The following is a 13,309-nucleotide window of genomic DNA, read 5'->3' on the forward strand; positions in this document are numbered from 1 at the left end:
CGGCGGCGGGCAGCCTCACACGGCGAGAAGAGCATCATGGAACGTCGCAGCGCCGGTGTGTCCCGGCCACCGGCGGCCGAGTTCGCTGTCCAGGATGCGTAGTTCCCGTTCGATCCGCGCCGAGCCGGTCTGCCGGGCGATCGTGATCGTCTTCATCCCGAGGCTGGCCGCCCGCGTCGGGTCGGCACCGGCGATGACCACGGCCAGCTTTGCCGTGAGGTGCCCCCGATCACGCATGAGGTTGCCCGGAGTCGCGACGATCTGCTCCTGTAAGATCGTGGCCGCCGCGTCGATCTGGCCGACGGCCCGGTAGCAGGCCGCGGACTGCTCCCGAAACGCGGCGAAGTCGTAGCGATGCAGATACACGGGCACGTCCGGCCGACTCACTCGTGGGTGGCCGGTCAACGTTTCCGCGGCGCCGTCCAGTAGTGCGAAGCATTCGTCGGCCTCGCCGAGCATCACCAGGCCGCGCGCCTGCTGCTGGGCGGCCAGCGCCGCCAGCTTCGGCTCCAAGGGCCCCGGATGCCGGCGGGCGGCGGCCGCCAGCTGCACCACGCGGGCGTGGTCCTCGGCCAGTGCGGCGATGTTGGCCAGGCGAATCAATGCATAAGCCGCCATGTTGTCATCGCCGGCTACCCGGGCCCATTCCGCCGCCCGGCGGGTCCATCGTTCGGCGTCTGCCAACCGCCCCAGGTCTTGATGTAGCCATCCGGCCATCTCGGCGTAGTGGCTCAGTACCTGCAGCAGCGGCTCTACGTGGGCGGGTGCGGCACCGCGGCGCAGATCCTCCAGCACACCGATCTGCGCGAGAACGGGCTTGAGCAGGCTGCGCGGGCCGAGCATCTTGTCGGCCGAGTAGTGCTCGGTCAGGACGCGCCGGAAGTAGCCGATCACTTCGGTGTCGACGCGTGCCGGGGTGTCGATCGCTTCGGCCACCCGTTGTGCCTGATCGGCGTTGTCCAGCCCTGGCATCGCCGAGGAGAGCACGCCGGCGGCGAGCATGCGGGCAAGATCCCGTCGCGAAAGAGTCACCTGCACACTCCTTCCCTGCGCCTGGAACACCAGCATCACCTGACCGCCCTCGCCTGCGCCAGCCAGCCTCGCCGACAAATGCGATGAATGCGCCCGATCGGCCGTCCGCCGTAACTCCACCAGCAGCCCCCTGGCGTCGAACGCCTCGTCCAGGGCCGCGGCCTGATGCTCAGGAAGGAGATATTGGCCGCGTTCGGCCCGGCCGAGCCAGCCCCGGTCGTAGCGGGCGAGTTCTGCGGCCTGGCGCTGCGTCAGGTGCGCATTGGTCCGTAGCTGCCGCAGCACCAGCCCCATCAGGTGCGCCGTGCAGGCGCGCCGCTCATCCACCTGTTCAGACACGGCGATCTGCTCCCTTTGCCGTCGAGTCTTGGGGCATGCCCCAGGGATTCTCTTGGCGACCGTTCCGAAGTGCATGACGATGCGTTGCAGGAGGTACATCGGAGCGTAGCCCTGGAAGGGCGGGAACGCAGCATGGTCGTCCAGTACCGTCACCCCGTGGCCACACGGTCCTGCTCTGCCCAGAGCACTGCTCACTTAGGTTCGCCGCGGCGTGTGCCGCCTGCGTCGGCGTCGGTGGGCGGTGCAGGGGCGAACGCGCGCGACGTGCCCGTGAATCCGCGTGGTAATGATCTGCCCGGCAACCCAATACGGTGATCACATGGCTACCGTTCGACATGATGATGGTGATGACGCCGCCCGGCTTCGCGCCGCGATGGTGGATGAGCTTCGTGGCGACCCCATCACCTCGACCGCCGTGGCCGATGCCATGGGCGTGGTGCCCCGGCACCTGTTCGCGCCGCAGACCTCCCTGAAGGAGGTGTACGAGTCCAACACCGCGGTGCCGGTCAAACGCGACCGCGACGGCCTGACGCTCAGCTCGTTGTCAGCCGCGCACCTTCAGGCCACCATGCTGGAGCAGGCCGCCATCGGGCCCGGCATGTCGGTGCTGGAGATCGGCTCCATGGGGTACAACGCCGCCCTCCTGGCCGAGCTTGTCGGCCCGGCCGGGCACGTCACCTCCGTGGACATCGATCCCGACATCGTTGAGCGGGCACGCGCCGGCCTCGCGCGAGCCGGTTATGACCGCGTCGAGGTGGTGCTCGCCGACGCCGAGTACGGCGTGCCCGCCGCAGCCCCCTACGACCGGATCATCGTCACCTTCGACAGCCCGGACATTCCGCCCGCGTGGCTGGAGCAGCTCGCCGGTGACGGCCGTATCGTGGTCCCCTTGCGGATGAAAGGCGTCACCCGATCCATCGCCTTCGACCGTGACGGCGACGGCCTGATCAGCCGCGACTACCGTCTGTGCCGCTTCGTTCCCGCGCAGGGCGACGGGGCCCACGCCCCACGGCGTCTCACGCTGGATACGGAGGTCTATCTGAGCGTTGAGGACGGCGAGGAGGCCGGTTTCGAGGTGGCCGCGCTGCAGCGGGCCTTGCGCCGGCCCGCCACGCGGAGCTGGCCTGGCGCCGCCTTCGATCTGCCCGATGAGCTGGAATTGTTCCTGCTGACCGGCTCGCCCCGGATGGCGCTGCTGCACGCGAGCCAGACCCGCATCAAGGAGGGGCTGCTGAACGCCTCGGCAGGTCTTGGCGTGCCCGCCCTGATCGCCGGGGACGGCAGCTTCGCCTATCGCATCAAACGCGCCGCCCGACAGGGCGGTGACGCCTTCGAGTGCGGTGTCATCGCGCACGGCCCCAGCGCTGCGGACGTCGCGGCACGGTATGGGGACCTGCTGTGCCGCTGGGCGGGTCGTTTCCGCCGCCGCGGCGCCGCCCGCATCCGCTACCTGCCCGCACAGACGCCCATTCCGCAGGAGGCGAACCCCGGCGGGGTCGTGCGCAAGCGGCATGGAAGCGTCGTCGTGGCCTGGCCCGAGAACCCCCACCCCCCAGGGGGTATCTCCGCCTGATCGCATCGCACAACCCACCATAAGGAGGCGATATGTCCATCCGACTGGCCGAAACACCTCCCGCATCTCCTGCCCCCGGGCCCGGATCGGAGGTCGAGCCGGACGCCGGGCCGGGCCTCGAGCCGGACTTCGAACTGGACATCACGTTCGTCGAGTCCGGCCCGCAGGCCGACCGGCTGATCCGGATGACCGACGACGGCTGCGGCAAGACCTGCCAGAGCGCCTGCTCCAGCACCTGCCCGTAAGCGGGCACCCCCTGCGTCCGCGTCAGGAGTGGGCGCCCGATCCCTGAAAACGCCTCCTCCTCGGCCGGTCTTCGACTCGCCGGGGAGGCCCCTCGTTCAGGACGGCGATGTACGAACATGCCCAAGCCGTACTGCTCCGCGCGGCGACATGGCCACCCTACCGCTCACTCCCCCCATGGCCGGATGTGACCGGCCCATCAGCCGATCAGGCCTCCTGGGCCGGCTGGCTGGGCCGCATCTGGCGCATCCCCGCGTTCGCCGCCGCACTTCAGCAGGCCAGTCCTCATCTGGCGCAGCGGATCGGCGTCATGCTGGAGGGCCGCCCGCTCAGTGACGCCGACGCGCGCCGGGTGATGCTGTCGACCCTGCGCTACCTGCTGCGTGCTCAGACCCGGGCGACCCCGTTCGGCCTGTTCGCCGGTATCGCCCCGGCGCGGATCACTCCGGCGCGTGGGCCATGCGCACGGATCGGTGCAGCCCACCAGGTGGTGCCGCGCGTGCGCACCGCCTGGCTGTCGGCCGTCATCGATCAGTTGGAAGGCACCCCGGCCCTGCTGCGGCGCCTGCCTGTGGTGGCAGCCGACCTGTTGTTCGAGCGCGATGGCCAGATCGTGCTGGAGCACCGCTCCCACAGCGATCCGGACGGCGCACCCGCCCACCTCAGCGTGCGCGCCACCGACCCGGTGCGGGCGGTGCTGCACCTGGCCCGCCGTCCCGTCCCGGCCGCGCATCTGCTCGACCGGCTCGCCGCCCGCTTCCCCACCGCGGCCGGTTCCGTCATCGACACGCTGCTGGCCCGCCTGGTAGGCGAGCGGATCCTGCTCACGAGCCTGCGCCCGCCCTCGACGGCGACCGACCCCCTCGGCCATGTCCTGGCCGAGTTGGACGCCGTCAACGCCGGCACCGTGCGCGAAGCCGCCGCAACGATCAACCGGCTGCGTGAGGTCGCCGACCGGCTCTGCGATCCGCTGCCGGCGGCGCACCCGGCCGGCCTGCAGCAGGCGATGACACCAGCGGCCACCCCGATGCGCGCCCTCTACCCGGGCACCCCGCCGCTCGCCCTCGACACCCGCCTGGACGCCGATGTGGCCCTGCCCGCGGCCGTGGCGCGGGAAGCAGCCGCCGCCGCGGGCGTGCTCGTTCGCCTGGCCGGCCGCTCCGCCCTCAGCAGCGGCTGGATCGACTGGCACGAGCGTTTCCTGGAACGCTACGGTCCGCACGCACTGGTCGGCGTCCACGACGCCGTCGACGCCGACGTCGGTCTCGGCTACCCGGCCGGATACCTCGGCGCGCCCGCCCCCCGGCGAGCCGCGCCGACCGACCGCGACATCGCCCTGCTCGCCCTGGCGCAGCGGGCCGTGCTGGACGGCCGCCACGAGATCGCCTTGGACGATGAACTCATCGACCGCCTGTCCACCACCGGGCCTCATGCGCCCTACCAGCCGAGCACCGCCTTGACCATCCGCCTGGACGCCCCCAGCGCCCAAGTGGTCGCCGCTGGCGACTACACGCTGACGGTCCTGGCCGTCTCCCGCCACGCCGCGACGACGATCGGCCGCTTCCTGCGGCTGCTGGAGGGCGAGGACCTGCGGCAGGCGGCGAGGCTGTGCGCGGACGCGCCGACGGTGACCCGCGACGCCCTGACGGTTCAGATCTCCGCGTCGCCGCTGCACACCAGCAGCGGCGACGTCGCCTGCGCCCCGCAGGCGTGTCGGCATCTCCTGCCGATCGGGGAACACCACGGCGGCGACCAGATGCTCACCGTGGCCGACCTGGCCATCACCGCTGACAAGCACCGCCTGTACCTCCTGTCCCGCACGCTGGGCCGCGTGGTGGAACCGCTGGTCCTCAACGCCGTCAACCCGGCCGGCCTCCACCCGCTGGTGCGCTTCCTCATGGAGGCACCGGCCGCGCTCGCCACCCCATGCACCGGCTTCGACTGGGGACCGGCCGCCGCGCTGCCGTTCCTGCCCGCGCTGCGCCACGGCCGCACGATCATCTGCCCGGCGCGCTGGCACCTGACCGCCGCCGACCTGCCCGGCCCGCACGCGTTGTGGCCGGACTGGGACAACGCCCTGGCCGCCTGGCGGGCCAAGACCGGCATGCCCACACGCGTCTACCTCGGCCAAGGCGACCGCCGCATCATCCTCGACCTCGGCGAGCCCTCCCACCGGGCGCTGCTGCGCGCCCACCTGCGCACCTGCGACCCTGCCGCGCTGGTACCCGCGCCCGCGCCGGATGCCGCCGGATGGATCGCCGGCCACGCCCACGAACTGGTGCTGCCGCTGAAATCGACCGCTGAGCCGACCAGCCCGCCCGGCCGCACCCGCGACATCGACGGCCGCAGCCACGGGCACCTGCCCGGGCAGGGCGGGCACCTGTACCTGAAGCTGTACGGGCATCCCGACCGGCAGACCGCGATCCTGCTGCGGCACCTGCCTCACCTGACCCAACGGCTGCACCCCAGCACCGGCCCGCTCGCGTGGTGGTTCCTGCGCTACCACGACCCCGACGCTCACCTACGCATCCGCATGACCGTGCCACCGCACGCCCTGGCCGCCGCCAGCCATGCCATCACCACCTGGTCCGATCAGCTACGCCGTCGCGGACTGCTCGGCCGGCTGCAATGGGACACCTACTACCCCGAAACCGCCCGGTTCGGCGGCGTGGCCGCGATGGAGGCAGCCGAGGCCTACTTCGCCGCGGACTCCGCCGCCGTGCTCGCCCAGCTGGCGGCCTGCACCACGGCACCAAAACGGCCTGATGCGCGTGCCCTGACCGCCGCAGGCCTCCTCGACCTGGCCATCGCCCTGATCGGCGACACCGCCGAGGCGATGCGCTGGCTCATCGACCACACCCGGCCCGATTCCCACGCCCCCGACCGCGCCCTGTACGACCAGGCCCTGGCGCTGGCCGATCCGGACCACCGCCACGACCTGGCCGCCGATCCCGGCTGGCATCCCGTTCTCACCGGCTGGCAACAGCGGCGAACCGCCGCGGCCGCCTACCGCCGTGCCCTGCGGCATGCCGAGGTCAGCGCCCCGGATCTGCTGCCCGACCTGCTGCATCTGAACCACGTGCGGATGGCCGGCACCTCCCCGGCCGGCGAGCGGGCCTGCCTGCACCTGGCGCGGGCCACCGCCGTGCGCTGGATCGCGGCCAGAACACCGAGGAGAAGCCCATGATCGCCCCGCGAACCGGTGCCGCGGCCGCGGCTGTGACCGTGGTCGGCCGGATCGCCGCGACGCTGGCCGACCCACACCGCGCGGCCGCCGCGCACCGCGGCGGCCGCCCCTGGCCACAGTCACTGGCGGGCGGCGCCGCAGGCATCGCCCTGCTGCACATCGAACGGGCCCGCAGCGGCCACGGCGAGGACCGGACCGCCCACGCGTGGCTGACCGCCGCTGTCCAAGCGCCGCTGAGCACGGCCGGCAACGCCGGCCTGTTCTACGGCGCCCCCTGCCTGGCGTTCGCCGTTCACGCCGCCTGCAGCGGCGAACGGCACTACCGGGAGGCACGCGCCCGCCTGCACGCCGCCACCTGCGCCATCACCACCACGCGCCTGCGAGCCGCGCACGCCCGCATCGACCGCGGCGAGCGGCCCGCGCTCAAGGAGTTCGACCTGATCCGCGGGCTGGCCGGCTTGAGCGCCTATCACCTGGCCTTCCACCCGGGCCATCCCCTCACCACCGCCACGCTGAGCTACCTGGTGCGGCTCACCACCCCACTGAAGGGAGGCGATGTGTTCCCTCCGTGGTGGACCGGCCTGGCACCGACCGGCGAACCCGACCCGGACGCCTACCCGCAAGGGCATGGCAACCTCGGCCTATCGCACGGCATCGGCTCCGCCTTGGCCGTGCTCTGCCTGGCGATCCGGCGCGGCGTCCATGTTCCCGGCGCCGACGAGGCCGCCGGACGTATCTGCGCCTGGATCGACCGCTGGCGCCAGCCCGGCCAGAGCGGCACCTGGTGGCCGGGCCTCATCTGCGCCGCTCAGGCCCGCGCCGAGGCGATCGCCCCCCACCGTCGGCCCCGGCCCTCATGGTGTTACGGCATCGCGGGAACCGCACGCGCCCAGCAACTCGCCGGCCTGGCCCTCGGCGATGCCGGCCGCGTGCAGGCCGCCGAAGAGGCGATGCTGGCCGTGCTGCGCGATCCCGCCCAGGTCGAACTGCTGGACGGGATCGGACTGTGCCACGGCAAGGCGGGCCTGCTGCAATCCGCCTGGCGGATGGCCGCCGACGCGCGCACCCCGCACATCGCGAGCGAACTGGGATCGCTGGCCGACGCCCTCGCCGAAGACCTGGCACGGCCAGCAGACGACTTCGAGCTCCTCGACGGCGCCGCCGGGGCCGCGCTCGCCTTGCACACCATCGGCACCGGCGCGGCCCCCGCTTCCCGCTGGGACAGCGTCCTCGCGCTCGCCTGAACCGAAGGCGCGGCCATGAACAGTCACTACCAGCAGATCGACATCGCCTTCCCCGCCTGGGACGACGCCGAGACTGTCGCCCTGAGGCACCTCCTCCCGCTGCTCACGCCCCCCCATGGCCCGATCACCCGGTGGTGGTTCATCCGCAAAAGGCCATGCTGGCGTATCCGCTACCTCAACCGCGATACCGGTGCCGCCGCGGCGCACGAGCCCCTGCACGGCCGGTTGGCCGCACTGGCCGACGCCGGGCACATCCTCAGCGCGACGACGGTCATCTACGAGCCCGAAGTCGGGGCCTTCGGCGGCGCCGAGGCCATGGACTGTGCCCACCGGCTCTTCCACGACGACACCCGGCATCTGCTCGGCCACCTCGCCCTGACCCGCCACCGCCCCGCCGCCGCGCACCGCTACGAACTGGCCATCCTGCTGTGCGTCGCGCTCATGCGCGCCGCGGGCCTGGACTGGTACGAGGAAGGCGACGTCTGGGCGCGGGTCGCCGCCCACCGCACCCCGGCGCCACCTCGCCTTGATCAGCTCGGCAAACTACGCCGGCTGATGAGCACTGACCTCACCGTTGCGTGCCGCCCGGGGGCGGGCGTGGCCGATCACGCCGAATGGGCGCGATCTTTCACCTCCGGCGGCCGGCGTCTCGCCGAGCTGGCCCGCACCGGGCGTCTTGAGCGCGGGTTACGTGCCGTCCTGGCCCACCACGTCATCTTCACCTGGAACCGGCACGGCCTGCCCCACGCGGTTCAAGCCGCGCTGGCCTCCAGCGCCGCCACCGTCGTATTCGACGACCACCCCGCGCACGATGCGCCGCCACACCGTCGAAACGACGCCGATCAGGCCCGCACCACCCCCTCGCACACTCTCCCAGCTCACGCCCCCGCCCCACCCGGCGCCGCCACGGCGGCATCTGTCCCGGCCCGGCTTGTGATCGACCGGATGTGACCGGTGGACCCCGCATTCGACCTTGCCCGGATCGCGCGGCGATTCCCGCTGATCCCCCGCCCCAGGCCCGCCTGCCTGCCCCTGCCGGACCGCATCGAGGAGGTGCGCACCCTCGCCCGCACCGCCAGCCCCGGCGGTGGCGGTGGCTCCATTCTGCTGGCCCAGGCCGTACAGGCGATGAACAAGGCAGCGTTGATCGCCAGTGACTGCGGGCTGCCCGGCCTGGCCCGAGCATGGTGCGTGCGGCAGTTCCGCCTATTCCTGCTCGCCCGGCCACTGGATGCGACGGAGGCACGCTACGCCCTTGAGCCCGCCGTCAACCTCGCCCGGCTGTCCATCCGCGCCGGCGACGCTGACACCGCCCGCCACCAACTGGAAGACCTCTACCGCGCCGTCGCCGGCCGCGAGGAGACCGTGATCGGCGGTCACCCCGTGTCCTTCCACGACCTGGCCACCAGCACCGTTGCACACCACGACGTGGTCCAATGGCTGTGGGGCGTCGTCCTGGCCGAAGGCGTCAGAGCATTGATCAGCGCCGGCCGGTGGCAGCAAGCGGCTCGACACGCTCAACGCCATCGCGGCGTCGGCCGGCGGCTCCTGGACGGGCGCCAGATCACCATCGTGGCTCATTGCCTGGCCGAATACCACGACGCCGCGACCACGCTCCTGAACGACACCGCCTGCACCGACCCGTGGGAGCACGTGGTCGCGACGCTGCTCGGCGTCCTGTGCCGCCGTTCGGGCGGGCTACCGGCCGACGTCGAGATCACGACCATGCTCCGGCAGCATTCCACCCTCCAGCCCGCGGCCGGACTGATCGTCTTCCATACCCGCCTCGGACTGACCATGATCGACCTCATAGAGGGCCTCGGTGAGAGGGCGTCGATCATCGCCCGGCTCATCGACACCGTCTTGGCGGCCGGTGACGGCTACGCGGCGCGGGACCTGCTCGCCCATCAAGCATGCCGCGCAGCGCTCACTCCAGCCCAGCAGAACACGCTCAGCGCAATCGTCGAGACGGCCGGCCTGGGCACCGGCGTCATCCCCGAGCCGCTCATCGGTGACCTTCACGCCGCGGTGGGACTGAGCGCGACACGGATCGCAGCGCACTTCGGTTCCCGGCTACGCCCGGCACGGTGACCGCCAAAGCGGGATGGCCGGTGCGACGCGATGCCGCTCGGGCTGCCGCACGAGGAGTTCTCGCGGGTGGTCAACGTGCTGGCCGTCGAGAACCACCAACTCCGACAAGCTGCCACGTCCCAGGCCGCCAGCCTGAGGTCGATTCCCGCTCGCTCCTGATCCCGTTCGGCGGTTCCCGACCGGTTGGTCGATGAGATCGCGCTATGCGGCCCGCCCAACGCCGCGCCGGGGCGGTCACCGGGCACGCTCCGCCATCCGGTCAGGGATGGCATGGGCGGCCGGGCAGCCGGGCCTCTCGGTAGCAGGCCCAGCCGTCGCCCTGGTCTTGGACGGCCGTCCGGGTCAGTGCGGTGTCCGTGGCGCTGTCCACCCGGTACGTCCAGTGCGATGCGCCCGCGCCGGAGGTGTCCCGGACGGCACTGGGGCAGGCCTCAAGGCCAGCGGCGAGAGTGGCGAACACTTCTGCGGCCCGATCGGGGGAGGCGTACCGGCCGACGATCTGGGTGACGGCATGGTCGACCGAATCGGCGGCGTCCTGCTGCGCCACCGACACGAACGCCGTCCAGCCGCGCTGGTAGACCACCATGGTGGCCGGGCCGACGGCCACCGAGCAGTCGGGCGGATCCGCCAACAGCGGGGGCGCCGGCTCGCTCGCCCCGGTCAACACGTTCAGCGTCGTGTCGTTCCCGATAGCACCAGTCTCACTGGTAGAACAGCGCTCAGGCCCTTGGTTGTACTGGTTGATCTTGGTCGACATCCTTCCACCAGGGGCTATCTGCATGGTGGATCAAGAGCCAACATCTGTGGCGAGCCTGTGACCTGCGGCGCCACGGCGAAAAGGGCTCACTGGTCGTGAATACTGAGGCGAGATCACGACTCCCACAAGTACACGCAGCGCTAGCTATGCTTCTCGCCTCTCGTGGAACCAAGCTGGATCGACGTAGGCGTACTCACCGATATACCTGAAGCACATCAGATATTGCTGACTCGATGTCCAATCTCTCTATAGATGCACTGCATCGCGCCATCCGTAAGGGCTTCTGCGACATTAGACCGGGAGCTTGCATGCGCGCACTCCGAACCAGGCGTCCATGATACAACTTACCATAAAGGATGGGCATAGAAGCAGGTAGCAAGCCCGCTCGGGCGTGCAATGCATTGTGCAACACCCTTGTGATGCGATGTCAGCGTGAGGCGAGCACATAGAGAGAGCCTTCATACGAGGCCTCTCTGTTCAGATTACGGACAACCTTATCTTAGATTATAGGTGCCACTAATGATAATTTCTGGTAATGCAGATTTTTGTTAGTAGCGTCTCCTTGCCTTCTTTGCGGGCTGGTCGTAATCTCGCATGTACTCAGACGGAGCGATATGCCGGCTGCGAGGGCGACGTGACCACTCCTAAAATCCCGTACCTGTATTCGAGGCTGCTCACAACGAGTGTAATGCCGTTGGTGATACTTATCACAAGTGCCTGTGCTGGTCAGCAGCCCGCGGCTTTACCCAGCTCTCCAGTTCCAGCGGTTCCTTCTCAGGCGGATCCCGGGAAGCCGTTGTCGCCGCGGCCATCGGCGATCACACCCCGAAAAGCAGTGATCGACGCCTATACCAACTTTCACAAGGTAGGGGCCAAAGCCGCCGTAAGCCCGCCGCATCAGGCCCGTGAACTACTAGCCCCCTATGTCTCACCAAGCATTCTTGACGCTCAGGTCGATGGCATCAGACATCAGCAGTCACAAAAGCGTGAACCGTGGGGGCAACCCATCCTCCACATCATCTCGGTTGGCGTCTCGGGCTCGACCGCCCGCCTGCAGGACTGCCATGATGCGAGTCAACGGGGATTGGCGGACAGCACAACACACCGGCTTATCCCCAAAACAAGAGGAAGCAAGAACACCAATCTGGTAGCCGAGCTGAAGCGAGGCAGCGACGGCCGCTGGCGACTCACCTCCTTTCAGCAACTGGATGAACCATGCAGAGTGCCATCACCCTCATTACCCTCGCAACGCTAATCTGGTCACCCGCAACGTCGCTGGATCCGCCGCCCGAGGACACCAAGAAGATCCGTCGCTATCCGGAGGGATGGCAAATTCAGGTTGAGCGGCGTGTTGATCGAAAGGAGCAGCGCCCTCGCGGCTGGCGGTCAGCGCCTCCACCGCGTGCCCCTCATGAGAATGGTCCGCGTGATCAACCCGATCTCCCGCCGTGTGACCCGTTCGCCGGCCGGGATTGCGAGATGTTCTTCCAGCGCACTCCTCAACCCACGCCGACCGGGACAGAGAATCCTGCGCCGGTGATCACGCCACGGATGCTGTTGCAGCAGGCGATGGATGCGCTGTGGCTGCCGGTGCCGTCGGTCAAGACCGCACCGCCCAGAGGGCGCCCGGGCTGGGTCGGGGTACCACAGTGGTTCTGGGTCTCTCGAGCCCAATGGCGGCCGATCAGCCGCCGTGTCTCGATAGGACCGGTATGGGTGGAGGTGACCGCCACCCCGAGGCGGCTACAGATCACCCCCGGGCGCGGCCTGGCCGCCTTCGGTTGCACCGGACCCGGCACAGCCTACGACCCCGGCAAGCCCGCCGCGGGCCAGCGCAGCGCGTGCAGCCACACCTACCGGCGTCCATCCGCCGCGCACAGTGGCGGGTTCCGCGTGCGGGCAGCGGTGGTGTGGACCGCTACCTGGCGTGGCTCGGACGGCTCAGGCGGTCCCCTGGAACCGATCACTCGATCCACCTCATTCGGGCTGGAGATCATCGAAGGCCACAGCCTGGTCGTTCCGGAGAAGGGGTGAGCACCCTTGAGGACTAAACGGGCAGCAACCCCCTCGCCCCAGGTCTCGACTCGGCCGGCCTCCCCCGACTCATCTGCCCGGGGCCGGGATGTGGCATCGGTCGGGCTACCGCGTCAGCGGCGTACCGGGATGCTCGCGCTCGGTGTGGCGCTGGTGGTGGTGATGGCCTACGGCGGTTACCTGCTGCATCAGGCGTTCAACACGCGCGTGCCTGTGCTGGCCACCGCCCGGGATGTGGCAGTGGGCCAAGTGATCGAGGCCGCGGACCTCGCCACCGTACAGGTCGCGGTCGATGCCGCGCAGGTGGCCACGATCCCTGCCTCCCAGGCCGGACAGGTGGTCGGAATGCGCGCCGCCGTCGCGGTGCGGGCGGGGATGCTGCTGGCCCCCTCGGCTGTGACCAACGCGGTCAGCCCTGCGGCCGGCCTGCAACTGGTCGCGGTGGCGCTCAAGCCGAGCCAGATCCCCGCTCGCGGGCTGGCCCCAGGAGACCAGGTACTGATCGTCTCCACCCCCGACGGTTCCGCCGCGGCGCCGCCGCCTTCCAGCGGCGATGCCGAGCAGGGCGAGGAAGGTGCCGCGGGCGACGGAGCGGAGTGGCAGGTCCCGGCTGCGGTGGACCAGGTCAAAGGTCCCGACGCCGATGGGCTGGTAACGGTGGACGTCCTCATCGTTGCCGCCTCCGGTCCGCGAGTCGCGCGCCAGGCGTCCACCGGGCGAATCGCCGTGGTGCTCACCTCTCCGCAACAGCGCTGAATGCACTTCTTACTTAATGCCTATCGAATGGAAAGGGTGCGATGAACGATGGC

At 70.1% G+C, this 13,309-nt stretch carries 10 protein-coding genes; 8 read left to right on the top strand and 2 right to left on the bottom strand.

The features are described from left to right. Positions 1 to 15: 15 nt before the first annotated feature. Complete coding sequence (locus DP939_RS25060) at positions 16 to 1,524, bottom strand: helix-turn-helix domain-containing protein (RefSeq protein ID WP_113983227.1); 1,509 nt, start codon at positions 1,522 to 1,524, stop codon at positions 16 to 18. A 166-nt stretch (positions 1,525 to 1,690) separates the two neighbouring features. Here DP939_RS25060 and fxlM point away from each other — a divergent pair, with 166 nt between their 5' ends. The 6 genes from fxlM to DP939_RS25090 all read left to right on the top strand — a co-directional run bounded on the left by fxlM (position 1,691) and on the right by DP939_RS25090 (position 9,709). Then, positions 1,691 to 2,944: a methyltransferase, FxLD system gene (gene fxlM, locus DP939_RS25065; protein WP_113983228.1), complete on the top strand. Its 1,254-nt coding sequence runs from the start codon at positions 1,691 to 1,693 to the stop codon at positions 2,942 to 2,944. Between the two features lie 32 nt (positions 2,945 to 2,976). Further along, positions 2,977 to 3,189, top strand: coding sequence for an FxLD family lanthipeptide (locus DP939_RS25070; RefSeq protein WP_113983229.1), 213 nt, complete (start codon positions 2,977 to 2,979; stop codon positions 3,187 to 3,189). Between the two features lie 185 nt (positions 3,190 to 3,374). After that, entirely contained in the window at positions 3,375 to 6,374 is a 3,000-nt protein-coding gene (locus tag DP939_RS25075; RefSeq protein WP_199565402.1) for a lantibiotic dehydratase, read from the top strand. Beyond that, the gene (locus tag DP939_RS25080) at positions 6,371 to 7,618 is read left to right on the top strand and encodes a lanthionine synthetase C family protein (RefSeq protein WP_113983231.1); all 1,248 of its coding nucleotides are present in this window, start codon (positions 6,371 to 6,373) and stop codon (positions 7,616 to 7,618) included. Before DP939_RS25075 ends, DP939_RS25080 begins: the two co-directional genes overlap by 4 nt. A 15-nt stretch (positions 7,619 to 7,633) precedes the next feature. Beyond that, a complete protein-coding gene (locus DP939_RS25085) occupies positions 7,634 to 8,569 on the top strand; it encodes a thiopeptide-type bacteriocin biosynthesis protein (RefSeq protein WP_113983232.1) in 936 nt (311 codons plus the stop codon). 3 nt (positions 8,570 to 8,572) lie between these two features. Beyond that, positions 8,573 to 9,709, top strand: coding sequence for a hypothetical protein (locus DP939_RS25090; RefSeq protein ID WP_113983233.1), 1,137 nt, complete (start codon positions 8,573 to 8,575; stop codon positions 9,707 to 9,709). 259 nt (positions 9,710 to 9,968) lie between these two features. Here DP939_RS25090 and DP939_RS25095 read toward each other — a convergent pair whose 3' ends face one another. Further along, the gene (locus DP939_RS25095) at positions 9,969 to 10,490 is read right to left on the bottom strand and encodes a sensor domain-containing protein (RefSeq protein WP_113983234.1); all 522 of its coding nucleotides are present in this window, start codon (positions 10,488 to 10,490) and stop codon (positions 9,969 to 9,971) included. A 1,698-nt stretch (positions 10,491 to 12,188) separates the two neighbouring features. Between DP939_RS25095 and DP939_RS25100 the strand changes: the two genes are divergently transcribed. Together DP939_RS25100 and DP939_RS25105 are read left to right on the top strand one after the other, a co-directional pair. Beyond that, entirely contained in the window at positions 12,189 to 12,500 is a 312-nt protein-coding gene (locus DP939_RS25100) for a hypothetical protein (RefSeq protein WP_147268122.1), read from the top strand. A gap of 129 nt (positions 12,501 to 12,629) precedes the next feature. Further along, positions 12,630 to 13,256, top strand: coding sequence for an SAF domain-containing protein (locus DP939_RS25105; RefSeq protein WP_113983236.1), 627 nt, complete (start codon positions 12,630 to 12,632; stop codon positions 13,254 to 13,256). Positions 13,257 to 13,309 lie beyond the last annotated feature (53 nt).

Source organism: Spongiactinospora rosea (assembly GCF_003315795.1).
Lineage (GTDB): Bacteria > Actinomycetota > Actinomycetes > Streptosporangiales > Streptosporangiaceae > Spongiactinospora > Spongiactinospora rosea.